This is a genomic window from Streptomyces antnestii, assembly GCF_004005495.1.
GTDB lineage: Bacteria > Actinomycetota > Actinomycetes > Streptomycetales > Streptomycetaceae > Streptomyces > Streptomyces antnestii.
The window spans coordinates 203,119-228,088 of sequence record NZ_RZYA01000012.1; the positions used below are offsets into that span (position 1 = coordinate 203,119).

Below are 24,970 nucleotides of genomic sequence, written 5' to 3' on the forward strand. Positions count from 1 at the left end.
GCCGCGCGGTGCACACTCTGCCGCAGCAGCTGGCCAACGGGCTGTTCCTCGGCTCGATGTACGGGCTGATCGCCATCGGCTACACGATGGTGTACGGCATCGTCCAGCTCATCAACTTCGCCCACGGCGAGATCTTCATGACCGGCGGCTTCGGAGCCCTCACGGTCTACTTCTACGTCCTGCCCGACGGCACATCCATGTGGATAGCCCTCCCGGCGATGCTCATAGGCGGCGCCCTCGTCGCCGTACTCATCGCCGTAGGGGCGGAACGGTTCGCCTACCGGCCGCTGCGCGGCGCACCACGCCTCGCACCCCTCATCACCGCCATCGGCCTCTCCCTCGCGCTCCAGCAGGTCGTCTTCAACTACTTCCCGGACGCCAAGAACGACCGCACCTTCCCCCAGCTCACGTCACAGACCTACGACCTCGGGTCCGTGCACGTCCAGAGCGGCCAGCTCTTCGTGATCATCGCCGCCCCGATCTGCATGGCCGCCCTCGGCTTCTTCGTCCGCCTCTCCCGCACCGGCCGCGCCATGCAGGCCACCGCCCAGGACCCGGACACCGCCCAGCTCATGGGCATCGACACCAACCGCATCATCGTGATCGCCTTCGCCATCGGCGGCATCTTCGCCGCCGTCGCAGCCGTCGCCTACGGCCTCCGCTACGGCCAGATCAAATACGACATGGGCTTCCAGATGGGCCTCAAGGCGTTCACCGCCGCCGTCCTCGGCGGCATCGGCAACATCTACGGCGCCATGCTCGGCGGAGTCGTCCTCGGCCTCGCCGAAACCCTCGCCACCGCCTACATCGACGGCATCCCCGGCATGCAGCAGCTCGGCGGCGGAAGCTGGGCCCCCGTCTGGGCCTTCGTACTCCTCATCGTCGTCCTCCTCGTCAGGCCACAAGGCCTGCTCGGCGAACGCGTCGCGGACAGGGCGTGATCACCATGACGACCACCACCACCGAGACCACCGCCGCGGACACCACACCCCGCCTCGTCCCGCTCCCCCACAGCGCCGCCCGCGTCCTCATCGCCCTCGGCGCCATCGGCACCATCGCCAGCACCTTCATGTCCTGGACCTGGACCAGCGACTTCCCCGGCGACCTCACCGTCTACGGCTACCCCGCCGGCCTCCAGGTCCTCGCCCTCACCGGCGGCCTCCTCACCCTCCTCCTCGGCCTCACCCTGTGGGACGTACCGGGCCTGCGCTGGGCCAACCCCGCACGCCACGCCGCCCCCCTGGCACTCGCCGCGGCCTCCGCCTTCGCCGTCTGCTGGTTCACCGGCATCGCCATCGCCGTCGACCTCGGCGGATTCGTCAACCTCGACCCCGGCGCCTACGTCGCCATGGCCGCATCCCTCGTCGCCCTCCTCGGCACCCTCGCCCTGCCCACCCCGGGCGGCACCTGGCGCGACTACCTCAAGAAGGCCGAGAACATCCCGCCCGCCGCGGACCTCGCCCCCTGGGCGCAGCGCCTCGCCGTCACCGCCGCCACCGCCCTCGCGCTGATCATCTTCACGTACGGCATCGGCATCCCCGACGAAGAGAGCGAAACCTTCATCGGCTTCCTCCTCCTCGTCGTCCTCGGCACCTGGGCACTGTTCGCCGCCGGCCTCTTCGACCGGTTCTCCGCCCTCAACGCCCGGCACAAGGGATTCGCCGCCACCCTGGCCTTCCTCGCCGCCGCCGTGTTCCCCCTCACCCAGAGCGACGACCACAACGCCAACATCGGCGTCAACATCCTCATCGTCGGCACCGTCGCCCTCGGCCTCAACGTCGTCGTCGGCCTCACCGGCCTCCTCGACCTCGGATACGCCGCCTTCCTCGGCGTCGGCACCTACGCCGCCGCCCTCGTCTCCGGCTCCGAGTTCTCCCGCTTCTCCGGCGTCCAATTCCCCTTCTGGGCCGCCGCACTGACCGGCATGGCCGCCTCACTCATCTTCGGCGTCCTCATCGGCGCACCCACACTCCGACTCCGCGGCGACTACCTCGCCATCGTCACCCTCGGCTTCGGAGAGATCTTCCGCATCACCGTCAACAGCCTCGACGGCGCCTCCGGCCCCAACATCACCAACGGCCCCAACGGCATCGCGCGCATCCCCGACATCGAGATCTTCGGACTCAACCTCGGCAACGCGCACCAGATCGGCCCCTTCACCATCGGCCGGTTCGCCAACTACTTCCTCCTCATGCTCGTCATCACCGCCATCGTCGTGCTGATCTTCAACCGAGCCTCCGACTCCCGCATCGGCCGCTCCTGGATCGCCATCCGCGAAGACGAGACCGCCGCCACCGCCATGGGCATCAACGGCTTCCGCGTCAAACTCATCGCCTTCGCACTCGGCGCCTCCCTCGCCGGCCTCGCCGGCACCGTCAGCGCCCACGTCGGCTACAGCGTCAACCCCGCGCCCTACCAGTTCGCCGGATCCGTCCCCCCGAACTCCGCGTTCCTCCTCGCCGCCGTCGTCCTCGGCGGCATGGGCACCGTCAACGGACCCATCCTCGGCGCCACCCTGCTCTACCTCATCCCCGAGAAGCTCACCTTCCTCCAGAAGTACCAGCTCCTCGCCTTCGGCATCGCGCTCGTCCTCCTCATGCGCTTCCGCCCCGAAGGAATCATCGCCAACCGCAGGCGCCAGCTCGAATTCCACGACAACGACCCACTCGACGTACCAGAACAACGCCTGCCCGACTCCACCGTCGGCGCGACCAAGGCCGGGGCGTGACCACCATGACCACAGCGACCACCACCGCCACCGTCCTCGAAGCCAGCGGCGTCACCATGCGCTTCGGCGGCCTCACCGCCGTACGATCCGTCGACCTCACCGTCAACACCGGCGAGATCGTCGGCCTCATCGGCCCCAACGGCGCAGGCAAGACCACCTTCTTCAACTGCCTCACCGGCCTCTACGTCCCGACCGAAGGCAAGGTCTCCTACAAGGGCACCGTCCTGCCGCCCAAACCCCACCTCGTCACCAAGGCCGGCATCGCCCGCACCTTCCAGAACATCCGCCTCTTCGCCAACATGACCGTCCTCGAAAACGTCCTCGTCGGACGCCACACCAGGACAAAAGAAGGCCTCTGGTCGGCACTCCTGCGCGGCCCCGGCTTCCGCAAAGCCGAAGCCACCTCCCGCGAACGCGCCATGGAACTCCTCGAGTTCATCGGCCTCGCCCACAAAGCCGACCACCTCTCCCGCAACCTCCCCTACGGCGAACAGCGCAAGCTCGAAATCGCCCGCGCCCTCGCCAGCGAACCCGGCCTCCTGCTCCTCGACGAGCCCACCGCCGGCATGAACCCCCAGGAAACCCGCGCCACCGAAGAACTCGTCTTCGCCATCCGCGACAAGGGCATCGCCGTCCTCGTCATCGAGCACGACATGCGCTTCATCTTCAACCTCTGCGACCGCGTCGCCGTCCTCGTCCAGGGCGAGAAACTCATCGAAGGCACCAGCGACGTCGTCCAGGGCGACGACCGCGTCATCGCCGCCTACCTCGGCGAACCCTTCGAAGGCGCCCCCGAAGACACCGCACTCGACGCCGTCGAAGCCGCCGAGGCGCAGGCCGCGGACGCGGACGCGGACGCGGACACGGACACGGCGGAAGCACCCGCCGCAGAAGCACAGACCGCGGACGCACACACCGCGGAAGGAGACACCAAGTGACCGCCCTCCTCGAGGTCGAGGACCTCCGCGTCGCCTACGGCAAGATCGAAGCCGTCAAAGGCATCTCCTTCACCGTCCAGCAAGGCGAAGTCGTCACCCTCATCGGCACCAACGGCGCCGGCAAAACCACCACCCTGCGCACCCTGTCCGGGCTCCTCAAGCCCCTCAGCGGCAAGATCACCTTCGACGGGAAACCCCTCACCGGAGTCCCCGCCCACAAGATCGTCGCCATGGGCCTCGCCCACTCCCCCGAAGGCCGGCGCATCTTCCCCCGCCTCTCCATCGCCGAAAACCTCCAACTCGGAGCATTCCTCCGCTCCGACAAGGCCGGCATCGAGAAGGACATCCAGCGCGCCTACGACCTCTTCCCCATCCTCGGCGAACGCCGAAAGCAAGCCGCCGGAACCCTCTCGGGCGGCGAACAGCAAATGCTCGCCATGGGACGCGCCCTCATGTCCCAGCCCAAACTCCTCATGCTCGACGAGCCCTCCATGGGCCTCTCCCCGATCATGATGCAGAAGATCATGGCCACCATCGCCGAACTCAAGTCCCAGGGCACGACCATCCTCCTGGTCGAACAGAACGCCCAGGCCGCACTCTCCCTCGCCGACCACGGCCACGTCATGGAAGTAGGCTCCGTCGTCCTCTCCGGCACCGGACAAGACCTCCTCCACGACGAATCCGTCCGCAAGGCCTACCTCGGCGAAGACTGAACCCTTCCCGCACGCACACATGCCTGAGGCCCGTACCCCACAGGGGCACGGGCCTCAGGCACACATTGATGCGCGGGCGGAACTCAGTCCCCCTTCGCAGCCTTCTTCTCCTCAGCGTCCGCGATAACCGCCTCCGCGACCTGCTGCATCGAAAGACGACGATCCATCGACGTCTTCTGAATCCACCGGAACGCCGCCGGCTCCGTCAGCCCGTACTGCGTCTGCAACACCGACTTCGCCCGGTCCACCAGCTTCCGCGTCTCAAGACGCTGCGTAAGATCCGCGACCTCGTTCTCCAGCGTCCGCAGCTCCTGGAACCGCGACACCGCCATCTCGATCGCCGGAACCACATCACTCTTGCTGAACGGCTTCACCAGATACGCCATCGCACCCGCGTCACGCGCCCGCTCCACGAGGTCGCGCTGCGAGAACGCCGTCAGCATCAGCACCGGAGCGATCGACTCCTCCGCGATCTTCTCCGCCGCCGAGATGCCATCCAGCTTCGGCATCTTCACATCGAGGATCACCAGATCGGGCTTGTGCTCACGGGCCAGCTCGACGGCCTGCTCACCGTCACCGGCCTCGCCGACAACGCTGTAGCCCTCTTCTTCGAGCATCTCTTTGAGGTCGAGACGGATCAGCGCCTCATCCTCGGCGATGACGACACGGGTCGTCAGCGGCGGGACGTGCGACTTGTCGTCGTCGTGCGCGTCTACGGGCTGGGGCGACTCGGGGGCGGTCACGATAGCTCCTAGTTCAGGCAGGGGTACTGCTCCCAAGAGCCTACCTAGCTGCGATATGGTGGTGACACGGCGGGAGACCGCCAACCTTCGTTTCGAAGGGGCCCCGGTAGCCCAGCGGTAGAGGCCATGGATTCAAAACCCATACAGCGTCGGTTCGAATCCGACTCGGGGCACTTTTCCTTCGATTCGAAGGTCACGACACCGAAGCGGATGTTCACCTTCTCGTGAACATCCGCTTTTTGCTGCGTGGCGCGGCGACAGGCTGCACAGAGTGGCCGCATGTACGACATGAGCACACGCAAACGAACTCTGGCCCTGGTCGCCCAGGGGCACAGCCTGAACTCGGTGAGCAAGGCGACCGGGGTCTCCCGGGCCGCAATCCGCTCCTGGCAGATCGACATCGAGCCACGCAAGCGCGCAGGCCTCCCCTGCCCAAGGTGCGGCGATACACCGGGCCCACCCGGGGACCAGGCCGCGTACTCCTACCTGTTGGGCCTCTATCTGGGCGACGGCTGCATCAATGCCCACCGGCGAGGCGTCTACTTCATCCGCATCGTGCTGGACAACGCCTGGCCGGGCATCATCGACGCCTGCGAAGCAGCCATGCGGGCCGTGCGACCGGACAACAGCGTGTGCCGCGTGAAGAAGCAGGGCTGCGTCGCGGTCACGGCTTCCAGCAAGCACTGGCCCTGCCTCTTCCCTCAGCACGGGCCTGGCACGAAACACAAACGCAAGATCGCACTAGAACCTTGGCAGCAAACAATCGTCGACAGCCGCCCCTGGGAATTCATCCGCGGGCTCATCCACTCCGACGGGTGCCGTATCACCAATTGGACGACCCGACTCGTCGGCGGCGAGGAGAAGCGCTACGAATACCCCCGGTACTTCTTCACCAACCTGTCCGACGACATCATCCAGCTCTTCACCGATGTCCTCGACGCGCGGGGTGTCGAGTGGAAGAAAGCCAACTCACGCAACATCTCAATCGCCCGGAGGGCATCCGTCGCCCTCATGGACGCCCACGTAGGACCCAAATACTGACCCCGCACCCCTACCTGGGAGTGTCGTCCTCGCCGATGTGGTGGACGCGGACCAGGTTCGTGGAGCCGGAGACTCCTGGTGGGGAGCCGGCTGTGATGACGACGATGTCGCCCTTCTTGCAGCGGCCGATCTTGAGGAGTTGTTCGTCGACCTGGTCGACCATCGCGTCGGTGGAGTCGACGTGGGGGCCGAGGAAGGTTTCGACGCCCCAGGTGAGGTTCAGCTGGGAGCGGGTGGCCGGTTCGGGGGTGAAGGCGAGGAGGGGGATGGGTGAGCGGTAGCGGGAGAGGCGGCGGACGGTGTCTCCGGACTGGGTGAAGGCGACGAGGAATTTCGCGCCGAGGAAGTCGCCCATTTCGGCGGCGGCGCGGGCTACGGCGCCGCCTTGGGTGCGGGGTTTGTTGCGTTCGGTGAGGGGCGGGAGGCCCTTCGCGAGAATGTCTTCTTCGGCCGCTTCTACGATGCGGCCCATCGTGCGGACTGTTTCTACTGGGTATTTGCCGACGCTGGTCTCGCCAGAGAGCATCACCGCGTCGGTACCGTCGATGACGGCGTTGGCGACGTCGCTCGCTTCGGCGCGGGTGGGGCGGGAGTTGTCGATCATCGAGTCGAGCATTTGCGTGGCGACGATGACCGGCTTGGCGTTGCGCTTGGCGAGTTTGATGGCGCGCTTTTGGACGATGGGGACTTGTTCGAGGGGCATTTCGACGCCGAGGTCGCCGCGGGCGACCATGATTCCGTCGAAGGCGGCGACGATGTCGTCGATGTTGTCGACGGCCTGCGGTTTTTCGATCTTGGCGATGACGGGGAGGCGGCGGCCTTCTTCGTTCATGATGCGGTGGACGTCTTCGATGTCGCGTCCGCTGCGTACGAAGGAGAGGGCGATGATGTCGGCGCCGGTGCGCAGGGCCCAGCGGAGGTCTGCTTCGTCTTTTTCGCTGAGGGCGGGGACGGAGACGGCGACGCCGGGGAGGTTGAGGCCTTTGTGATCGGAGACCATGCCGCCTTCGACGACGGTGGTGCGGACGCGGGGTCCGTCGACTTCGGTGACTTCGAGGGTGACTTTTCCGTCGTCGACGAGGATGCGTTCGCCGGTGGTGACGTCGGTGGCGAGGCCGTCGTAGGTGGTTCCGCAGGTCTGGCGGTCGCCTTGGACGTCGGGTTCGACGGTGATGGTGAATTCGTCGCCGCGTTCAAGGAGTACGGGGCCTTCGCTGAAGCGTCCGAGTCTGATCTTCGGGCCTTGAAGGTCGGCGAGGATTCCGACGCTGTGTCCGGTCTCGTCGGAGGCCTTTCGGACGTGCCCGTAGCGCTCCTCGTGTTCGGCGTAGGTGCCGTGGCTGAGGTTGAGGCGGGCTACGTCCATTCCGGCTTCGACGAGGGCCTTGATCTGCTCGTACGAGTCGGTGGCGGGGCCCAGGGTGCAGACGATCTTTGCTCGGCGCATGGTTCGAGCCTAGGGCTTACCGGTGGGTAGGGAATTGGTGTTGCATGACTGGCCAACCACCTTTGAGTGACGGCCAATTGACAAGTGTTGAATTACAACTCGGGCGGGTGCATGGTGAATCGCGCGTTGACGTGGGCGTGCACGGTCTGGCGTTCGGGTTCGAGGTCGAGGGGTGCGGGGGTGTCGTCGGGGGCGCCCGTATAGGCGGCGACGCGCATCTGGGGGGCGCCGGGCGGGGGGCCGTAGCGGTCGGGGTCCTCGGCTCCGGTGTCGGCGAGTTCGACGAGGGCGGCGAGGTGGGTGCCGAGGGCTTCGGCGTATTCCCGGGCGCGCTGGACGGCTTCGTGGACGGCCTGTGTGCGGGCGGTGCGGTGGACGGGTGAGTCGGGGCGCAGGGACCACCAGGGGCCGTCGACGCGGGTGAGTTCCTGGTCGGCGAGGCGGGTGGTGAGTTCGCCGAGGGCGGTGAAGTCGCTCAGTTCGACGGTGATGTGGACGCGGCCGTGGTAGGCGCGGACGCGTTCGGTGCGGCCGTGGCGGGTGAGTTCGGGGGTGATGGAGAAGGCGCCGGTTTCGGTTTTCTCGACGGCGTCTCCATAGCTTTTGACGAGGTCAAGGGTGGTGGAGTTGCGGCGGGTGAGGTGGGCGAGGGCGTCGCCGCGATCGGTGCCGCGGGCGCTGAGGGTGATGCCGATGCGGGCGATCTCGGGGTCGGCTTCGACGCGGGCTTCGCCGCGGACGGCGATGCGGGGGGCTTGGGGGGTGCCGTAGGGGGTGGCGGGGGGTTGTCGGTCGGGTGTCATGGGGTCACTTTGGCAGCCGGGTGCGGGACAGTCACCGGATTGAAACGTCGGGGGGCTGTTGTGTTTCGGGGGTCAGGCGTAAGAATCTACGCGCGTTACATCTGTCGTTCTGTAGTTCCGTCGTTCTGTCGCCCAGTGGTGCCCTGAGGAGATCTGAGATGCCGTTGAACCGCCGTAATTTTCTGGGCAGGTCCGCAGCCACGGGTGCGGCCGTGGCGTTGACCGGGGCGGTGTCCGCGCCGGCCGCGCAGGCGCAGGAGGTGTCCGGGGAGCGGGAGCGGAAGCGGTACTCGTTCACCGTGATGGGGACGACGGACCTGCATGGTCACGTCTTCAACTGGGACTACTTCAAGGACGGGGAGTACAAGGACGCGGCGGGCAACGCGACGGGTCTGTCGCGTATTTCGACGCTGGTGGAGCAGGTGCGTGCGGAGAAGGGGCGGGGGAACACGCTGCTGATCGACGCGGGTGACACGATCCAGGGCACGCCGCTGACGTACTACTTCGCGAAGGTGGATCCGATCACCGCGAAGGGTGGTCCGGTGCATCCGATGGCGCAGGCGATGAACGCGATCGGCTATGACGCGGTGGCGCTGGGGAATCACGAGTTCAACTACGGCATCGAGGTGCTGCGGAAGTTCGAGTCGCAGTGTGAGTTCCCGCTGCTCGGGGCGAACGCGGTGGACGCGAAGACGGAGAAGCCGGCGTTTCCGCCGTACTTCATGAAGCGGTTGCGGACGCCGCACGGCAGGGATGTGACGGTGGCGGTGCTCGGGCTGACGAATCCGGGGATCGCGATCTGGGACAAGGCGTATGTGCAGGGTGTGCTGAAGTTCCCTGGGCTCGAGGAGCAGGCGGCGAAGTGGGTGCCGAAGCTGCGGTCGATGGGTGCGGACGTGGTGATCGTGTCGGCGCATTCGGGGGCTTCGGGTACGTCGTCGTACGGGGATCAGGTGCCGTACGTGGAGAACGCGGCGGCGAACGTGGCGCGGCAGGTGCCGGGGATCGACGCGATTCTGGTGGGGCACGCGCATGTGGAGATCGCGCAGCAGGTGGTGACGAACGAGGCGACGGGGAAGTCGGTCGTGCTGTCGGAGCCGCTGTGCTGGGCGGAGCGGCTGACGTTGTTCGACTTCGAGCTGGTGTGGGAGAAGGGGCGTTGGACGGTGGAGTCGGTGGCGGCGTCGCTGCGTAACTCCAACGCGGTCGCGGACGATCCGGAGATCACGAAGCTGCTGAAGGACGAGCATGACGCGGTGGTGAAGTACGTCAACCAGGTCGTGGGTACGGCGACGGTGGAGCTGACGACGGTGGAGGCGCGGTACAAGGACGCGCCGATCATCGATCTGATCAGCACGGTGCAGGCGGATGTGGTGGCGAAGGCGCTGGCGTCGACGGAGTACGCGTCGCTGCCGGTGCTTTCGCAGGCGTCGCCGTTCTCGCGTACTTCGTCGATTCCGGCGGGTCAGGTGACGATCCGGGATCTGTCGGGGCTGTATGTGTACGACAACACGCTGGTCGCGAAGTTGATGACGGGTGCGCAGGTGCGGGCGTACCTGGAGTTCTCGGCGGAGTATTTCGTTCAGACGGCGGCGGGTGCGCCGGTGGACGTGGACAAGCTGACGAACGCAAACAACCGGCCGGACTACAACTACGACTATGTGTCGGGGCTGACGTACGACATCGACATCGCGCAGGCGCCGGGTGCGCGTATCAAGAACCTGAAGTTCCGGGGTGCGGCGCTGGATGACGCGCAGAAGTTCGTGTTCGCGGTGAACAACTACCGGGCGAACGGTGGTGGCGCGTTCCCGTTTGTGGGGTCGGCGCAGCAGCTGTGGTCGGAGTCGACGGAGATCCGTACGCGGATCGCCGAGTGGGTGACCGCGAAGGGCACCCTGAACCCGGCGGAGTTCGCTTCGGTGGACTGGCGGCTGACGCGGGACGGTGCGCCGGTCTTCTAGTTTTTCAGCTCGATCAGGTTGCCGCGTTCTCCGGACTGGTTCCGGGGGGCGCGGTTTCCGTTTGTGGTGAGGCCGAAGGTGGTGAAGGCGGTGCGCTCTGGGAGGGGGTAGGGGTCTTTGCCGGTGAGGGTGTTGAGGATGGTGGCGCTGCGCCAGGCGGCGAGGCCGAGGTCGGGGGCGCCGACTCCGTGGGTGTGGCGTTCGGCGTTCTGTACGTAGATGTTGCTGCCGGCGGTGGTGAGGGAGGGGTCGAGGACGAGGCGGAACTGTTCGTCGATGCGGGGGCGTTCGGCGCTGTCGCGGCGGAGGTAGGGGTCGAGGCCGGCGAGCATCTCGTCGAGGGGGCGTTCGCGGTAGCCGGTGGCGAGGACGACGGCGTCGGTGGTGAGGCGGGAGCGGGTGTTCTGCAGGCGGTGTTCGAGGTGGAGTTCGACTTTGGTGGCGGCGACGCGTCCTGCGGTGCGGACGGCGACGCCGGGGGTGAGGGTGGCGTCGGGCCAGCCGCCGTGGAGGGTGCGCTGGTAGAGCTCGTCGTGGATGGCGGCGATGGTCGCGTCGTCGATGCCTTTGTGGAGTTGCCACTGGGCGGGGACGAGTCCGTCGCGGACGGCTTCGGGCAGGGCGTGGAAGTAGCGGGTGTAGTCGGGGGTGAAGTGTTCGAGGCCGAGCTTGGAGTACTCCATGGGGGCGAAGGCGTCGGTGCGGGCGAGCCAGTGGAGTTTTTCGCGGCCGTGGGGGCGGTGTTTGAGGAGGTCGAGGAAGATCTCGGCGCCGGACTGGCCTGATCCGATGACGGTGATGTGGTCGGCGGCGAGGAGCCGGTCGCGGTGGGTGAGGTAGTCGGCGGAGTGGATGACGGGGACGGTGGGGGCTTCGGCGAGGGGGCGGAGGGGCTCGGGGATGTAGGGGGCGGTGCCGACGCCGAGGACGACGTTCTTGGTGTAGGTGCGGCCGAGCGCTTCGGCTTCGCCTTCGGTGTCGAGCTGGGTGAAGTCGACTTCGAAGAGGCGGCGTTCGGGGTTCCAGCGGACGGCGTCGACCTGGTGGCCGAAGTGGAGTCCGGGGAGGTTTTCGCTGACCCAGCGGCAGTAGGCGTCGTATTCGGCGCGCTGGATGTGGAAGCGCTCGGCGAAGTAGAAGGGGAAGAGGCGGTCGCGGGTCTTGAGGTAGTTGAGGAAGGACCAGTGGCTGGCGGGGTCGGCCATGGTCACGAGGTCGGCGAGGAAGGGGACTTGGAGGGTGGCGCCGTCAAGGAGGAGGCCGGGGTGCCAGTGGAAGGCGGGGCGTTGTTCGTAGAAGGCGGTGTCGAGTTCGGTGAGGGGGTGGGCGAGGGCGGCGAGGGAGAGGTTGAAGGGGCCGATGCCGATGCCGACGAGGTCGCGGGGTGCTTCGGGCTGCGAGGGCTGTGCGGGCTGGGGGTTGTGGGGTGTGGGGGCGGCGGTCATCGGGGGGTGCTTCCTTCCACCAGTTTCAGCAGCTGGGCCAGGTCGCCCGACTGGGTGTGCGGGTTGAGGAGGGTGGCTTTGAGCCAGAGCTTTCCGTCGAGGTGGGCGCGGCCGAGTACGGCGCGGCCCTGGGTGAGGAGGGTGCGCCGGATGTGGGCGATGTGTGCGTCGGGGGCGCCGTGGGGGCGGAAGAGGACGGTGCTGAGGGTGGGGGTGTCGTAGAGGTCGAAGCCGGGGTGGGCGTCGATGGTGTCGGCGAACTCCTGTGCCTGGTCGCAGACTTGGTCGACGAGGGCGCCGAGTCCGGTGCGGCCGAGGGCTTTGAGGGTGACGGCGATCTTGAGGATGTCGGGGCGTCGGGTGGTGCGCAGGGAGCGGCCGAGAAGGTCGGGGAGGCCGGCTTCGGTGTCGTCGTCGGCGTTGAGGTAGTCGGCCTGGTGGGTGAGGGCGTCGAGGTCGGTGGTGTCGCGTACGGCGAGGAGTCCGGCGGCGACGGGTTGCCAGCCGAGTTTGTGCAGGTCGAGGGTGACGGTGGCGGCGCGGTCGAGGCCGGTGAGGTGGGTGCGGCGGGTGGGGCTGAAGAGGAGTCCGGCGCCGTAGGCGGCGTCGATGTGGAGGCGGGCGCCGTGCCGGTCGCAGAGGTCGGCGATCTCGTCGAGGGGGTCGATGAGTCCGGCGTCGGTGGTGCCGGCGGTGGCGGCGACGAGTTTGGGGCCGGGGAGGTCGGTGAGGGCTTCGTCGAGGGCGGCGGGGTCGAGGGTGCCGGTGGGGGCGGGCACGGTGACGGGTTCGGGCAGGCCGAGGAGCCAGGCGGCGCGGGGCAGGGAGTGGTGGGCACCCGCGCCGGTGACGAGCTGGACGGGGCCGCCCCCGGCGTGGGCTTCGCGGGCGAGCAGGAGGGCGAGCTGGTTGGCCTCGGTGCCGCCGGTGGTGACGAGGGCGGCGGGGTGACGGGGCCGGTCCGTGCCGGGGGTGTCGCCGTAGACCTCGTGGGCGAGGGCGTCGGTGACGAGGGCTTCGAGGGCGGAGGCAGCGGGGGCCTGGTCCCAGGAGTCCATGGAGGGGTTGAGGGCGGACGCGGCGAGGTCGGCGGCGGTGGCGAGGGCGAGCGGCGGGCAGTGGAGGTGGGCGGCGCACAGCGGTTCCGCGGGGTCGGCGGCGCCTTCGGCGAGGGCGTGTACGAGGGTGCGCAGGGCGGTGTCGGGGCCGGTGCCGTGGTCGGGCAGGGGGTCGCCGGCGAGGGCGCGCAGGCGGGTGGTGACGGTGTGGGGGCCGCCCGCGGGGAGGGGGCCGCCGCGGGCGGTGGCGCCGTCGCGGAGGGCGTCGAGGACGGTGTCGAGCAACGGCCGCAGGGCGCCTGGGCCTTCGGTTCCTCCGGCGAGGGGCGGCGGGCTGCTCATGGCGGTGTCCTTCGGGTGCGCGGGCGGGGCCTCCAGCCTGTACGCGGTGGCGGTGGCGTGCCCGGTGATCACAACGATCGGAACCCGAAAGTGGTACTGCCGTGCGGGGATTGTGTGGGGGTGGGGTGGATGGTGGTACGGCGGGTGCGGCCCGCCGTACCAGGTCGTGTACCTCAGGACGCCGCGGTGGCCATCCTGATCTTCAACGCGCGGGCGAGGTCGTCGAGTTGGTCGGCGATTTTGCGGCGCAGGGCGGGGATGGGGTCGGCGTCGCGGAGGCAGGTCTCGCCGAGGGTGAGGTTGTGGGTGTCGACGGCGTAGGAGGGGAAGGCCCAGCGTCCGGCGGCGTCGGCGATGGCGGGGCCGCGGCGGTGGGCGACGGCGACCGCTTCGGGGTAGTAGCGGGCGACGTAGGGGCGCAGGAGGTCGCCCTGTTCGGGCTGCCAGAAGCCCTGGGCGGTGGCGGTGAAGAGGTAGTTGGAGAGCTGGTCGCCGGTGAACATGGCGTCCCAGGCGGCGCGTTTGGCCTCGGGGTCGGGGAGGGCGGCGCGGCAGCGGGCGGCGCCTTCCTGGCCGGTGGCGCTGGGGTCCTGGGCGAGTTCGGCGTCGATGACGGCTTCGTCGACGGCGCCGAGTACGCAGAGCCGGCCGAGGATGCGCCAGCGCAGTTCGGGGTCGAGTTCGGGGCCGCCGGGGACGCTGCCGTTGTCGTACCAGTCGCGGATGGTGTCGGCGTGTGCGGCGCTGTCGATGAGGGTGCGGACGGCGACGAGGCGCAGGCCGGGGTTGCTGCCGTCCTCGGTGCGGCGGACGAGGTCGGCGCACAGGTCGGTGAGGAGGGCGAGGGCGTCGGGGCGGTCGGCGGGGGTGGAGTAGCGGTCGGCGGCCTGGGTCTTGGCGAAGGCGAGGACGCCCTGGACGTTGGCGAGTTCGGGTTCGTCGCAGAGGTGGGCCTGGGCGGCGAGGAGGTAGGAGACGGGTTCGAGTTCGCCGTCGCGGACCATGTCACGCAGGCAGTTCCACAGGACGGCGCGGGTGAGGGGGTCGGGGACGCGGGACATGGCGCGCAGGGCGGTTTCCTCGGACCGGGGGTCGAGGCGGATCTTGGCGTAGGTGAGGTCCTGGTCGTTGGGGACGATCAGGGCGGGGCGGGGGCCGGGGAGGTGGTGGGCGCCGCTCTCGGGGATGTCCGGGATGTCGAGGTCGCGCAGTTCGCGCCGGACGAGGCCCGGGCCGTCGGCGCTGGTGGTGAGGGCGCGGTCGTAGATGCCGACGGTGACGTGGTGGGGGCGGGTGCCGTCGCGGGTGAGGGTGAGGTCGCAGGCGCCGGGGCGTTCGGTGACGGCGGCGGTGAGGGTGTCGACGCCGGTGGTGCGCAGCCAGGTGTCGGCCCAGGCGTGGACGTCGCGGTCGGTGTGGTGGGCGAGGGAGGCGATGAAGTCGGCGAGGGTGGCGTTGGCGAACTTGTGGCGGGCGAAGTGGGTGTTGATGCCGGCGAGGAAGTCCTTCTCGCCGAGCCAGGCCACCAACTGCCGTAGTGCGGAAGCGCCCTTGGCGTAGGAGATGCCGTCGAAGTTGAGGAGGGCGGACGCGGTGTCGGGGACGGCGTCGGGGGCGACGGGGTGGGTGGAGGGGCGCTGGTCGGCATCGTAGCCCCAGGACTTGCGGGCGACGCCGAAGTCGACCCAGGTGTCCTTGAAGCGGGTGGCTTCGGTGAGGGTCTGGTAGCCCATGTACTCGGCGAAGGACTCGTTGAGCCAGATGTCGTCCCACCACTGGAGGGTGACGAGGTCGCCGAACCACATGTGGGCCATCTCGTGGGCGATGACCATGGCGCGGGTCTGGCGTTCGGTGTCGGTGACGGCGGAGCGGTAGACGAACTCGTCGCGGAAGGTGACGAGTCCGGGGTTCTCCATGGCGCCGGCGTTGAACTCGGGGACGAACGCCTGGTCGTAGGAGTCGAAGGGGTAGGGCTCGTCGAACTTCTCGTGGTAGCGGTCGTAGCAGGCGCGGGTGACGTCGAGGATCTCCTCGGCGTCGGCGTCGAGGTGGGGGGCGAGGGAGCGGCGGCAGTGGATGCCGAAGGGCAGTCCGGCGTGTTCGGTGCGGACGGAGTGCCAGGGGCCGGCGGCGACGGCGACGAGGTAGGTCGACAGGAGGGGCGTGGTGGCGGCCTGCCATTTTCCGTCGCCGAGGTGTTCGGTGACGCTGTTGGCGAGGACGGTCCAGCCGTCGGGGGCGGTGACGGTGAGGTCGAAGACGGCCTTGAGGTCGGGCTGGTCGAAGGCGGCGAAGACGCGCTGGACGTCTTCCATGAACAGCTGCGTGTAGGCGTATGTCTCGCCGTCGGTGGGGTCGGTGAAGCGGTGCATGCCCTCGCCGGTGTGCGAGTAGGCCATGGCGGCGTCGACGCGCAGTTCGTGGGGGCCGGGGGTGAGGCCGGTGAGGGGGAGCCGGTTGCAGTCGAGGGTGGCGGGGTCGAGGGGGTGTCCGTCGAGGGTGACCGATCGCAGGGTGGCGGGCCTGACCTCGACGAAGGTGCCTCCGGCCGTGTGGGCGGTGAAGCGGATGACCGTGGTGGAGTCGAAGGTGTCGGCTCCACGGGTCAGATCGAGGTCGACGGTGTACCGGTGGACGTCGATGAGCCGGGCTCGGGTCTGCGCTTCGTCGCGCGTCAGTACGGGCATGTGCCCATGCTGGCGTACGTCTTTGCGTGTCCGCCATGGATATCGTGCGGGTCAGCTGCCGCTGGGGCCTCGGGGCTCTGCCCCGGACCCCGCTCCTCAAACTCCCCCAGACTCCGTCCGGGGGGACCCCCAGGGGCTGGAATTGTCCGCCGCGATCTGTTCGTGGTGGCGGATCACCTCGCTGATGATGAAGTTCAGGAGCTTCTCCGCGAAGGCGGGGTCGAGTTTGGCGCTCTCGGCGAGTTCGCGCAGGCGCTCGATCTGGCGGGCCTCGCGGGCCGGGTCCGCCGGGGGCAGCGCGTGGTGGGCCTTGAGGTGGCCGACCTGCTGGGTGCATTTGAAGCGTTCGGCGAGCATGTGGACCACGGCGGCGTCGATGTTGTCGATGCTGTCGCGCAGGCGGCCGAGTTCGGCGCGGACGGCGGGGTCCACGGCGTCGCGGGCGTCGGGGGCGTTGCTGTTGGTCATGGGAGGAAACCCTACGTGGCGCGCGGCCGCTCGATCAGGGGGCCCGGGGAGCGCAGCATCGGGGGGTCGTCGGGGTCGGGGACGGTGTGGGACCAGCCGCCGGGGACGGTGCGGCCCTGTTGTTCGCGGAAGCGGACGGGGGCGGTGCCGACGCGGCGGGTGAAGAGGCGGGAGAAGTAGGCGGGGTCGTCGTAGCCGACGCGGCGGGCGACGGCGGCGACGGGGAGTTCGGTGGCGGCGAGGAGTTCCTTGGCGCGGCCGAGGCGGATGCCGAGGAGGTAGTCCTTGGGGCTGCAGCCGGCGCCGCGGCGGACCGCGGTGCGCAGTTCGGCGGGGGTCATGCCGTGGCGGGCGGCGTGTTCGGCGACGGACAGGGGCTGGAAGGCGTCGCGGGCGAGGGACTGCAGGACGGGGTCGCCGTCGGGGGCGATGTCGGCGCGGGCGCGGCGCAGGGCGACCAGGAGTTCGTGGACGGCAGCCGCGGTCTCGACCTCGAGGAGGGGGTTGCCGCGGCGGGCGGCGCGGGCGATGCGGGTGACGGCGGCGCGGGCGTGGGCGGCGTCGGAGAGGGGGACGACGGGGCGGTCGGGTTCTATGTAGCCGAGTTCGGTGTAGGTGGTGGTGACGGTTCCGGTGAAGTCGACGAAGCATTCGTCCCAGCCGGTGTCGGGGTCGGGCCCGTAGTGGTGGGGTGTGCCGGGGGTGAGCCAGATGAGGGCGGGGGCGGTGACGGTGGTGCGGCGGCCGTCGGCGGCCTGGAACCAGCCGCGTCCGGCGCTGATGACGACGGCGACGTGGTGGTCGAGGGTGCGGGGGCCGACGGTGGGCAGGCTGCCGTACTGGAGGCCGACGCCGAGGCAGACGAGGCCGAGGCGGTGGTGGGCCGGGCTGGGGGTGAAATACCGCATCCAGGTGTGGTACATCCGCTTCCGCCCCTTCCTGGGTGGGTGTGGTGCCGGTGGTGCGCGCGCTGCGTCCAATCAGGCCTGATCTTTGTCCATGGACCCTGCCGCCCGCCAGAGGTGATCGTGGCGGGCAGTACGTGGGAAGCGAGAGGGACGTGATGGCCGGGTTCAGCGTGGGCGAGGACGACTTCGAGGTGGACGGGAGGCCGGTGCGGCTCCTTTCGGGGGCGCTGCACTACTTCCGGGTGCACGAGGAGCAGTGGGGGCACCGCCTTGCGATGCTGCGGGCGATGGGCCTGAACTGCGTGGAGACGTACGTCCCGTGGAATCTGCACGAGCCGCGTCCCGGGGACCTGCGGGACGTCGGTGCGCTGGGCCGGTTTCTGGACGCGGCGCACGAGGCGGGGCTCTGGGCGATCGTGCGTCCGGGGCCGTACATCTGTGCCGAGTGGGAGAACGGCGGGCTTCCGCACTGGCTGACGGGGCCGCTGGGGTCGCGGGTGCGGACCAGGGACGCGGAGTTCCTGGCGGCGGTGGACCGCTGGTTCCGGGTGCTGCTGCCGCAGGTCGTGGAGCGGCAGTTCGACCGGGGCGGTCCGGTGATCATGGTGCAGGTGGAGAACGAGTACGGCTCGTACGGCTCGGACCAGGTGTATCTGGGGCATCTCGCGGACGGTCTGCGGGGGCTCGGGGTGACGGCGCCGCTGTTCACGTCGGACGGGCCTGACGATCACATGCTGACGGGTGGCTCGGTGCCGGGTGTCCTTGCGACGGCGAACTTCGGGTCTAACGCGCGGGGTGCTTTCGAGGCGCTGCGCCGGCACCGGCCCAAGGGGCCGCTGATGTGCATGGAGTTCTGGTGCGGCTGGTTCGACCACTGGGGCGCGGACCATGTGGTGCGGGACGCGGAGGACGCGGCGGGGGCGCTGCGGGAGATCCTGGAGTGCGGGGCGTCGGTCAATCTGTACATGGCGCACGGCGGGACGAACTTCGGTGGCTGGGCGGGGGCGAACCGTGCGGGGCAGTTGCACGGCGGTGTGCTGCAGCCGGACGTGACGTCGTACGACTATGACGCGCCTATCGACGAGCACGGGCGGCCGACGGAGAAGTTCTGGCGTTTCCGTGAGGTCTTCGCGCGGTACGCGGACGGGCCGCTGCCCGAGGTGCCCGCGCAGCCGGCAGCGCTGGCGGGGCCGGTGTCGGCGGAGCTGGCGTCGCACACGCCGCTGGACGTGGTCCTGGACGCGCTCGGCTCCGCGGAGGGTACGTACGCGGTGCCGCCGTCGTTCGAGGATCTTGACGTGGACCGGGGGCTCGTCCGCTACGGCGTGGACGTGCCGGGGCCGCGCCGCCCGTATCCGCTGAGGGCGGCGGGGCTGCGGGACCGTGCCGTGGTGTACGTGGACGGGGTGCGGGCCGGGATCCTCACGGAGGAGGAGCCGGTGCTCGCGGAGCCGGTGGCGGGCCCTGCACGGGTCGAGCTGTGGGTGGAGTCGCTCGGGCGGGTCAACTACGGGCCGCGCACGGGTGAGCCGAAGGGCGTGACGGGCGGGCTGCTGCACGAGCGGCAGTATCTGCACGGGGTGCGGGCGCGGGCGCTGCGCCTTGACGCGTTCGATGACGCGGAGGCGGTGCGGGCGCTCCCGTCTGCGGAGCCGGCCGCGGGGGGAACGGGCCTGTACCGGGGTGTGTTCGAGGTGAGCGGCGCCGGGGACGCGGAGCTCGAACTGCCGGGCTGGACGCGGGGGTTCGTGTGGGTGAACGGCTTCTGCCTGGGCCGTTACTGGTCGCAGGGCCCGCAGCTCTCGCTGTACGTCCCGGGGCCCGTCCTGCGCGAGGGCCGCAACGAGGTGTGGGTCCTGGAGACGGAGGGGGCGGGCGAGCCGCGCGTGCGGCTGTCGTAGCCAACCCCTGGTGGACAACCCCTGGTGGACACCCCCTGGGGCCCTGCTAGACAACCCCTGGGTGCCGCCGCAGCGCGTACGGGGCCGGTCCCGGGTCACGGGACCGGCCCCTCTCTACTGCGCGACGGGGTGCGCGCCGGCTCTCCGTGGGAGCCGGCGGGCACGGTCCTCGCTGCGCGCTCATGGTGGGGCGCGGTGATCACGATGCTCGGGGCGGGGCGGGCGGGGCCATGGACAAACGGGGGCCGGGTGTTGGACTGATCGCGCCCGGTGAGTGGGGCGGCGTCCCGCCGTACAGTGGAGTTCCGGTGTCCGGGCGGCGGAGCGCAGGGGGTGCTGGCGTGGCGAACGGCGGACCGGTGGAGCACGGTTTTCCGCATCTGGAGACGGTACGGGCGGCCGTGACCGCGCTCTACAAGCGGCTCTCGTACGACACCGTGCATGCCTTCGACACGAGCGTCGCGCCCGTGGACGTGGCGTTCTGCGACCAGGACGACCTGCATCTGGGGGTGCAGCGGGTGGCGCGTGAGCTGGTGCGGCACTACCGGCTGCCCGACGCGCGCATGATCGTGAGCTTCCGCGAGATGACGCATGCGGCGAATGTCGAGCTGGCGGCCGGTCCGGAGTACTTCATCGAGCTGAACGACCGGTTCCGTACGCATCGGCGGGACATCGGGGCGGCGCTCGCGCACGAGGTCATGCACGTGTATCTCCACCGGCTCGGCCTCGCGTTCCCCGGGACCCGGGACAACGAGATCCTCACGGACACGGCGACCACGTATCTGGGGGCGGGCTGGCTGCTGCTCGACGCGTACCGGGAGGACGCGTCGTCGTCGCAGAAGCTCGGCTATCTCACGCCGGAGGAGTTCGGCTACGTGGTGGCGAAGCGGGCGCTCGCGTTCGGGGAGGGCCCGGAGACCTGGTTCACGAGTCCGCAGGCGTACACCGCGTACACGAAGGGTCTGGAGCGGGCGCGGGAGGACGGGCGGCAGCCTCCGCTGACGGCGGCGGGCTGGGCGGGGCGGCGGCGGTACGCGCGGGACCGCCGCGACGCGCGGGAGCACGGGACGCGCGCGGCGGGGCCCGGGGCCGCGTACGCGTTCTCGGCCGGGGAGCCGGGCGCGCTGCGGGTGACGTTTCCCTGTCCGACGTGTCATCAGAGGCTCCGGGTGCCGGTGCGGGGCCGGGTGCGGGCGCGGTGCGCGCTGTGCCACACCGTCATGGAATGCGACACATAGCCCCAAACCGCTTTGCGTTCATCCCCGGCGAGGGGCGATGGTCGTCGTATGGACGACGAGGTCGAGGCAGGTGCGGCCGGCCTGTTCGCGACGGTGTACGGCGGCGACGAGGACGCGGTGGTGCGGGCGCTGCGCGCCGGTGCCCCGGCCGACGGGCCCGATGCCGACGGGGAGGGCCGGACGGCGCTCTATGTCGCGTCGGTGAGTGACGAGCCGGGCATCGTGCGGCTGCTGCTCGCGGCGGGGGCCGACCCGGACCGGCTGAGCGGCGGCACGGATCTGCCGTTGTGCGGGGCCGCGTGCGGCGGGCACACGGAGGTGGTGCGGGCGCTGCTCGCGGCGGGCGCGCGGGTCGATCTGCGCGAGGAGTTCGGGTTCACGGCGATGGCGTGGGCGCTGCAGCGGGGGCGCGTCGAGGTGGTGCGGGCGCTCCTGGACGGCGGCGCGGATCCGTCGCTTGCGGGTCCGGGGGGTCTGCCGCTGGTCGCGGCGGCGCGGCGCGGGTCGACGGGATGTGTGCGGGCACTGCTGGAACACGGTGCGCGGGGGCGGGCCGAGGCGCTGCGGGAGGCGCTCGCCTGGTGCGGTGTCGATGTGGCGGCGGTGCTGCAGGAGGGGCTCGAGCAGCCCGGGCGCGAGGCGGTGACGCAGCGGTTCGCGGAGGACGGCGGAGTGACCGTGGTCGTGGAGCTGCTGGACGACGAGGGGCGGCCGACGGCGGGCAACGATCTGCAGACCGGTCACGCGGCGATCGCCACGCTCCTGGAGGCGGAGCTTGGTATCGCGCTGCCGGCCGCCGACCTTGCGGGCCGTGCGCTGCGGCGCGGTGACCCGGACGACGACGACTGGACCGAGGCGGTGGCCGTGCTCCAGCGGCGCGGTGACGAGGAGACGTTCCGGTCGGCGGCCGCGTGGTGTGCGGGCGACGAGGCGCTGCGGCGGGCCTTCGGGGCGGACGTGCTCGGCCAGTTGGGGCCGCGGGGCGCGTACGCGGCCCGGTCGCTCCCGCTGCTGAGCGCGCTGGCGCGCACGGCGCGGGACGCGGCCGGGCTGCGGTCGGCGGTCGTCGCGCTCGGGCATCTCGGGGATCCGGCGGCGCTGCCGGAGATCCTTCTTCATGCCGGGCACCGGGACCCGCGGGTGCGGCGGGCGGTGGCGCTCGCCCTGACGGGTCTCGTGCCCGCGGGCCACGAGGAGGGTGTCGCGGCGCTGGTCGCGCTGGCCGGCGACCCGGACGGCGACGTGCGCAACTGGGCGGCGGCGGGGCTCGCCTCGGCGCCGGCGGACACGGCCGGGGTGCGTCAGGCGCTGGTCGCGCTCCTCGACGACCCGGTCGCGGACGCCGCCGCCGAGGCGGCCCGCGGTCTCGCGGTGCGCCACGACCCGCGGGCCGTCGACGCGCTCGCCCGGATCCTCGCCGTCGAGGCGCCGGACGGGTACGCGTACGAGACGGCGCGGGACGCGGTCCGGCACCTGCCCGACGCCCGGGTCAGGGCCCGTCTGGAGCGGACGCTCCCGCGATGTCGTTGACGGCGGCCCAGCTGAACGCCATGGCGGGCCCGATCGTGGCGCCGGGTCCCGGGTACGTCTCCCCCATGACGGCCGCCGAGCAGTTCCCGGAGGCGTAGAGCCCGGCGACGGGTGTGCCGTCCTCGCGCAGGACCCGGGCGTCGCCGTCCGTGACGAGGCCGCCCTTGGTGCCGATGTCACCGGGGTGGACGGGCAGGGCGTAGAAGGGGCCCTTGTCGAGGGGTGCCAGGTTGGGGTTCTTCAGGGTCGGGTCGCCGTAGTAGCGGTCGTAGACGCTGTCGCCCCGCCCGAAGTCCTCGTCGTGGCCCTTCTCGGCGAAACCGTTGAACTTGCGTACGGTGTCGGCGAGTTGGGGCGCCCCGATGAGCTTGGCGAGCTCCTCGACGGTGTCGGCCTGCTTCAGGAAGCCGTTCTCGCGCCAGCGCTTGGGGAACGCCTGGCCCGGGAAGAGGCCGGCGAAGATGTAGCGGGCCTTGGAGGTGGCGTCGAGGATCAGCCAGGACGGGACGGTGGTCGCGTCGGGGCGGTCGGCGGCGTACATGCGGTCCACGAACTCGTGGTACGGCGCGGCCTCGTTGGCGTACCGCTCCCCCGCCTCGTTGACGATCACCATGCCGGGGATGCCCCGGTCGGCGACGAGGAAGAACGGCTTCTCGTCGGGCGGGCACAGGGAGGGGGCTCCCCACACCTTGTCGAGGAGGTCGGTGGCGGCGCCCACGTCCTCGCCCAGGCGCAGGGCGTCGCCGACCTGTCCTTCGGAGGCGTGGGTCCAGGCGGTGGAGGTGGGCGCGGGCAGGTACTTGTCGCGCAGTGCCTGGTCGTGGGAGAAGCCGCCGGAGGCGAGGACGACGCCGCCGCGCGCGTGGACGGTGCGTTCGGTGCCGTCGCGCAGCACGCGTACGCCGGTGACCTTGCCGTCCTCGACGACGAGTTCCGTCACGGGTGCGGACAGCCACAGGTCGCCGCCGAGCCGTTCCAGGGAGAGCCGCATGCGGGCGATCAGCGCCTCGCCGAGCGAGAGCAGCTTGCGCCCGCGCAGGGCGGCGCCGACGGCCCGCATCCCGACCTTCACCGAGGTGCGCCTGCCCTTCCAGGTGCGGGCGACCATGTTCAGGAAGCGGAAGTCGTACGACGTGATGGTCAGGCCGTACGTGGGCAGTCCGGCGCGGCGCATGTCCTTGGCGAGCGGCCCGAGCTTCTTGAAGTCGACGACGCACGGCTCGGTGGACCGGCCCTGCGCCATGCCGCCGAGCGCCTCGGGGAAGTAGTCCGAGTAGCCCGGGGTGTACATGAACCGGACGTCGGTGCGGTCGTGGAACTCGCGGACCATGCGCGGCCCGTGCCGGAGGTAGGCGTCCTTGCGGTCGCCGGGGACACGGTCGCCGACGGTCGCGTCGAGGTAGGCGCGGGCCTTCTCGTAGGTGTCGCCGAGGCCCGCCTCGTCGAGGTGGAAGTTGCCCGGGACCCAGATCGCGCCGCCGGACAGGGCGGTCGAGCCGCCGTAGCGGTCGGTCTTCTCGACGATGAGGGCGGTCAGGCCGCGCAGCCGGGCGGTGATGGCGGCGGCGAACCCGGCCGCGCCCGACCCGACGACCACCACGTCGTACGTGAGGTCGGCGTCGGTCATGCGAACTCCCCGGTGGCGTAGGCGCTGCGGAAGTAGAGCAGGGGTGATCCGCTCGGGCGTGCGGTCAGCGCGAGGACGCGGGCGGTGACGATCCAGTGGTCGCCGCCCTCGTGGACCGCGTACAGCTCGCAGTCGATGGTGGCGAGGGCGCCGCCGATGCGGACGGCGCCGTTCTCGGACAGCTCCCAGTCGACGCCGGCGAACTTGTCGGGGCCCTTGCGGCCGACGGCCGCGCACACGTCGCGCTGGTCGTCGGCGAGGATCGACACGCCGAACCGGCCGGCGCGGCGCACCTTCGGCCAGCTTGTCGACGCCTTGCCGACGCAGAGCAGGACGAGCGGCGGTTCGAGGGAGAGCGAGGCGAAGGACTGGCAGGCGAGTCCGACGGGTTCCCCCGCGTCGGGGTCGAGGCCGGCGACGACCGTGATCCCCGACGCGAAGTGGCCCATGACCTCGCGGAACTCGGTGGGGTTCAGCCGTTCCACTGGTGGCCCCAGAAGCTGTCGGAGGTGATCTCCTTCGTCACCCAGGTCTCCTTGTCGACGATGAGACCGTCCCAGCCGTACTCGACCTGGAAGCCGCCGGGGGCCTGCGCGTAGAACGACACCATGTGGTCGTTGGAGTGCCGGCCGAGGGTCGAGGCGATCGGGATGCCGGCCGCGTTCATGCGGTCCAGGCAGAAGCCGACGTCGTCGAGTCGCTCCACCTCGACCATGAAGTGCACGATGCCGGGCGGCAGGGCGCCCGGGTACAGGCCGAGGCTGTGGTGGCGGGCGTTGGGGCTGAGGAAGTTCATCCAGTAGAAGTCCTGGCCCGGCTTGCCGGTGGGCACGGCGACGGGCGGCAGCTTCATGCGGTCGCGCAGCTGGAAGCCGAGCAGGTTCTCGTAGAAGTCGACGGTGGCGTCCATGTCCGGGGCGGGCATGACGACGTGGCCGAGGCCGAGGTGGTCGCCGGTGACGAAGCGGTTCCCGAAGGGGGCGGGCAGCGGCGTGTGGTCCTGGGCGTGGCCCCAGTAGATCTCCAGGGGGTTGCCGGCCGGGTCCTCGCAGTGGAAGAGACCCTGGACGCGGCGTTCGGCGAGGGTGGCGTCGTCGGCGTGCTTGACGGCGACACCGGCCGCTTCGAGTTCGGCGGCGGCCTCGGCGAGCGCCTTGGCGTTCGCGACCTCGAAGCCGGCCGACAGGAGCCTGTCCTGTTCGCCCGCCACGAAGGAGAAGCGGCGGATCCGGTCGTCGATACGGACGTTGAGGACGGCGTCCGTCGAGTCGACGCCCTGCGCCATGCCGAGGATGTCGAGGACGTAGGTGCGCCACTCGGCGAGCTTCGCGGTCTCGATGCGGAGATAGCCCAGAGAACGGATGTCCATGGCAGCGGGCCTTTCGGTGACTG

At 70.2% G+C, this 24,970-nt stretch carries 20 protein-coding genes and 1 tRNA gene; 10 read left to right on the forward strand and 11 right to left on the reverse strand.

Going from position 1 to position 24,970, the window contains the following annotated elements; genetic code table 11:
- Window positions 1-8 precede the first annotated feature (8 nt).
- The 4 genes from EOT10_RS24650 to EOT10_RS24665 are packed head-to-tail and all read left to right on the forward strand — an operon-like array spanning window position 9 to window position 4,379.
- A complete protein-coding gene (locus EOT10_RS24650) occupies window positions 9-941 on the forward strand; it encodes a branched-chain amino acid ABC transporter permease (RefSeq protein ID WP_127830505.1) in 933 nt (310 codons plus the stop codon).
- Between the two features lie 5 nt (window positions 942-946).
- Window positions 947-2,728 carry a branched-chain amino acid ABC transporter permease gene (locus tag EOT10_RS24655; protein ID WP_189492026.1) on the forward strand — a complete coding sequence of 594 codons (1,782 nt, stop codon included), beginning with the start codon at window positions 947-949 and terminating at the stop codon, window positions 2,726-2,728.
- Between the two features lie 5 nt (window positions 2,729-2,733).
- Window positions 2,734-3,666, forward strand: a complete 933-nt coding sequence (locus tag EOT10_RS24660) for an ABC transporter ATP-binding protein (RefSeq protein ID WP_127830506.1) — start codon at window positions 2,734-2,736, stop codon at window positions 3,664-3,666.
- Window positions 3,663-4,379: an ABC transporter ATP-binding protein gene (locus EOT10_RS24665; RefSeq protein WP_127830507.1), complete on the forward strand. Its 717-nt coding sequence runs from the start codon at window positions 3,663-3,665 to the stop codon at window positions 4,377-4,379. Before EOT10_RS24660 ends, EOT10_RS24665 begins: the two co-directional genes overlap by 4 nt.
- A gap of 83 nt (window positions 4,380-4,462) precedes the next feature.
- Here EOT10_RS24665 and EOT10_RS24670 read toward each other — a convergent pair whose 3' ends face one another.
- Complete coding sequence (locus tag EOT10_RS24670) at window positions 4,463-5,122, reverse strand: ANTAR domain-containing response regulator (RefSeq protein ID WP_127830508.1); 660 nt, start codon at window positions 5,120-5,122, stop codon at window positions 4,463-4,465.
- Window positions 5,123-5,222: 100 nt separating this feature from the next.
- Between EOT10_RS24670 and EOT10_RS24675 the strand changes: the two genes are divergently transcribed.
- Both EOT10_RS24675 and EOT10_RS24680 read left to right on the forward strand, forming a co-directional pair.
- Window positions 5,223-5,295: transfer RNA gene (locus tag EOT10_RS24675), tRNA-Leu, on the forward strand.
- A 106-nt stretch (window positions 5,296-5,401) separates the two neighbouring features.
- Window positions 5,402-6,163, forward strand: coding sequence for a transcriptional regulator (locus tag EOT10_RS24680; RefSeq protein ID WP_127830509.1), 762 nt, complete (start codon window positions 5,402-5,404; stop codon window positions 6,161-6,163).
- 10 nt (window positions 6,164-6,173) lie between these two features.
- Here EOT10_RS24680 and pyk read toward each other — a convergent pair whose 3' ends face one another.
- Both pyk and EOT10_RS24690 read right to left on the reverse strand, forming a co-directional pair.
- Window positions 6,174-7,610 carry a pyruvate kinase gene (gene pyk / locus EOT10_RS24685; RefSeq protein WP_127830510.1) on the reverse strand — a complete coding sequence of 479 codons (1,437 nt, stop codon included), beginning with the start codon at window positions 7,608-7,610 and terminating at the stop codon, window positions 6,174-6,176.
- 92 nt (window positions 7,611-7,702) lie between these two features.
- Window positions 7,703-8,413 carry an SIMPL domain-containing protein gene (locus EOT10_RS24690; RefSeq protein ID WP_127830511.1) on the reverse strand — a complete coding sequence of 237 codons (711 nt, stop codon included), beginning with the start codon at window positions 8,411-8,413 and terminating at the stop codon, window positions 7,703-7,705.
- 158 nt (window positions 8,414-8,571) lie between these two features.
- Here EOT10_RS24690 and EOT10_RS24695 point away from each other — a divergent pair, with 158 nt between their 5' ends.
- On the forward strand, window positions 8,572-10,374 hold the full coding sequence (locus EOT10_RS24695; RefSeq protein ID WP_127830550.1) for a 5'-nucleotidase C-terminal domain-containing protein: 1,803 nt from the start codon (window positions 8,572-8,574) through the stop codon (window positions 10,372-10,374).
- Here EOT10_RS24695 and EOT10_RS24700 read toward each other — a convergent pair.
- The 5 genes from EOT10_RS24700 to EOT10_RS24720 form a co-directional block, all read right to left on the reverse strand.
- Window positions 10,371-11,819 (reverse strand): lysine N(6)-hydroxylase/L-ornithine N(5)-oxygenase family protein, encoded by a 1,449-nt coding sequence (locus tag EOT10_RS24700; protein WP_127830512.1) that lies wholly within the window; start codon window positions 11,817-11,819, stop codon window positions 10,371-10,373. The two genes, EOT10_RS24695 and EOT10_RS24700, sit on opposite strands and share 4 nt — an antisense overlap.
- On the reverse strand, window positions 11,816-13,219 hold the full coding sequence (locus EOT10_RS24705) for a pyridoxal phosphate-dependent decarboxylase family protein (RefSeq protein WP_127830513.1): 1,404 nt from the start codon (window positions 13,217-13,219) through the stop codon (window positions 11,816-11,818). The genes EOT10_RS24700 and EOT10_RS24705 overlap by 4 nt, the downstream gene beginning before the upstream one ends.
- Window positions 13,220-13,392: 173 nt before the next feature.
- Window positions 13,393-15,906, reverse strand: coding sequence for an aminopeptidase N (gene pepN / locus EOT10_RS24710; protein ID WP_127830514.1), 2,514 nt, complete (start codon window positions 15,904-15,906; stop codon window positions 13,393-13,395).
- Window positions 15,907-16,002: 96 nt separating this feature from the next.
- On the reverse strand, window positions 16,003-16,374 hold the full coding sequence (locus EOT10_RS24715) for a chorismate mutase (RefSeq protein ID WP_127830515.1): 372 nt from the start codon (window positions 16,372-16,374) through the stop codon (window positions 16,003-16,005).
- A gap of 11 nt (window positions 16,375-16,385) precedes the next feature.
- Window positions 16,386-17,297 (reverse strand): helix-turn-helix domain-containing protein, encoded by a 912-nt coding sequence (locus tag EOT10_RS24720; RefSeq protein ID WP_127830516.1) that lies wholly within the window; start codon window positions 17,295-17,297, stop codon window positions 16,386-16,388.
- Between the two features lie 140 nt (window positions 17,298-17,437).
- Between EOT10_RS24720 and EOT10_RS24725 the strand changes: the two genes are divergently transcribed.
- The 3 genes from EOT10_RS24725 (at window position 17,438) to EOT10_RS24735 (ending at window position 21,951) form a co-directional block, all read left to right on the forward strand.
- Window positions 17,438-19,183 (forward strand): glycoside hydrolase family 35 protein, encoded by a 1,746-nt coding sequence (locus EOT10_RS24725; protein WP_127830517.1) that lies wholly within the window; start codon window positions 17,438-17,440, stop codon window positions 19,181-19,183.
- A 341-nt stretch (window positions 19,184-19,524) separates the two neighbouring features.
- Complete coding sequence (locus EOT10_RS24730) at window positions 19,525-20,421, forward strand: hypothetical protein (protein ID WP_127830518.1); 897 nt, start codon at window positions 19,525-19,527, stop codon at window positions 20,419-20,421.
- A 48-nt stretch (window positions 20,422-20,469) separates the two neighbouring features.
- Window positions 20,470-21,951, forward strand: coding sequence for an ankyrin repeat domain-containing protein (locus EOT10_RS24735; protein ID WP_127830519.1), 1,482 nt, complete (start codon window positions 20,470-20,472; stop codon window positions 21,949-21,951).
- On the opposite strand, the gene EOT10_RS24740 is transcribed toward EOT10_RS24735, so the two are convergent.
- The 3 genes from EOT10_RS24740 to EOT10_RS24750 are packed head-to-tail and all read right to left on the reverse strand — an operon-like array spanning window position 21,911 to window position 24,947.
- The gene (locus EOT10_RS24740; RefSeq protein ID WP_127830520.1) at window positions 21,911-23,578 is read right to left on the reverse strand and encodes an FAD-dependent oxidoreductase; all 1,668 of its coding nucleotides are present in this window, start codon (window positions 23,576-23,578) and stop codon (window positions 21,911-21,913) included. The genes EOT10_RS24735 and EOT10_RS24740 overlap by 41 nt on opposite strands.
- Complete coding sequence (locus tag EOT10_RS24745) at window positions 23,575-24,063, reverse strand: flavin reductase family protein (protein ID WP_127830521.1); 489 nt, start codon at window positions 24,061-24,063, stop codon at window positions 23,575-23,577. The genes EOT10_RS24740 and EOT10_RS24745 overlap by 4 nt, the downstream gene beginning before the upstream one ends.
- A complete protein-coding gene (locus tag EOT10_RS24750) occupies window positions 24,051-24,947 on the reverse strand; it encodes a VOC family protein (RefSeq protein ID WP_127830522.1) in 897 nt (298 codons plus the stop codon). Before EOT10_RS24750 ends, EOT10_RS24745 begins: the two co-directional genes overlap by 13 nt.
- Window positions 24,948-24,970: the final 23 nt, after the last annotated feature.

Excerpts from the sequence above, each read along its gene's own strand:
- EOT10_RS24720 (WP_127830516.1), bottom strand. The coding sequence starts at position 17,297 with ATGTACCACACCTGGATGCGGTATTTCACCCCCAGCCCGGCCCACCAC.
- pepN (WP_127830514.1), bottom strand. The coding sequence starts at position 15,906 with ATGCCCGTACTGACGCGCGACGAAGCGCAGACCCGAGCCCGGCTCATC.
- EOT10_RS24690 (WP_127830511.1), bottom strand. The coding sequence starts at position 8,413 with ATGACACCCGACCGACAACCCCCCGCCACCCCCTACGGCACCCCCCAA.
- EOT10_RS24715 (WP_127830515.1), bottom strand. The coding sequence starts at position 16,374 with ATGACCAACAGCAACGCCCCCGACGCCCGCGACGCCGTGGACCCCGCC.
- EOT10_RS24750 (WP_127830522.1), bottom strand. The coding sequence starts at position 24,947 with ATGGACATCCGTTCTCTGGGCTATCTCCGCATCGAGACCGCGAAGCTC.
- EOT10_RS24735 (WP_127830519.1), top strand. The coding sequence starts at position 20,470 with ATGGACGACGAGGTCGAGGCAGGTGCGGCCGGCCTGTTCGCGACGGTG.
- EOT10_RS24660 (WP_127830506.1), top strand. The coding sequence starts at position 2,734 with ATGACCACAGCGACCACCACCGCCACCGTCCTCGAAGCCAGCGGCGTC.
- EOT10_RS24695 (WP_127830550.1), top strand. The coding sequence starts at position 8,572 with ATGCCGTTGAACCGCCGTAATTTTCTGGGCAGGTCCGCAGCCACGGGT.
- EOT10_RS24700 (WP_127830512.1), bottom strand. The coding sequence starts at position 11,819 with ATGACCGCCGCCCCCACACCCCACAACCCCCAGCCCGCACAGCCCTCG.
- EOT10_RS24725 (WP_127830517.1), top strand. The coding sequence starts at position 17,438 with ATGGCCGGGTTCAGCGTGGGCGAGGACGACTTCGAGGTGGACGGGAGG.
- EOT10_RS24740 (WP_127830520.1), bottom strand. The coding sequence starts at position 23,578 with ATGACCGACGCCGACCTCACGTACGACGTGGTGGTCGTCGGGTCGGGC.
- EOT10_RS24705 (WP_127830513.1), bottom strand. The coding sequence starts at position 13,219 with ATGAGCAGCCCGCCGCCCCTCGCCGGAGGAACCGAAGGCCCAGGCGCC.
- pyk (WP_127830510.1), bottom strand. The coding sequence starts at position 7,610 with ATGCGCCGAGCAAAGATCGTCTGCACCCTGGGCCCCGCCACCGACTCG.
- EOT10_RS24680 (WP_127830509.1), top strand. The coding sequence starts at position 5,402 with ATGTACGACATGAGCACACGCAAACGAACTCTGGCCCTGGTCGCCCAG.
- EOT10_RS24655 (WP_189492026.1), top strand. The coding sequence starts at position 947 with ATGACGACCACCACCACCGAGACCACCGCCGCGGACACCACACCCCGC.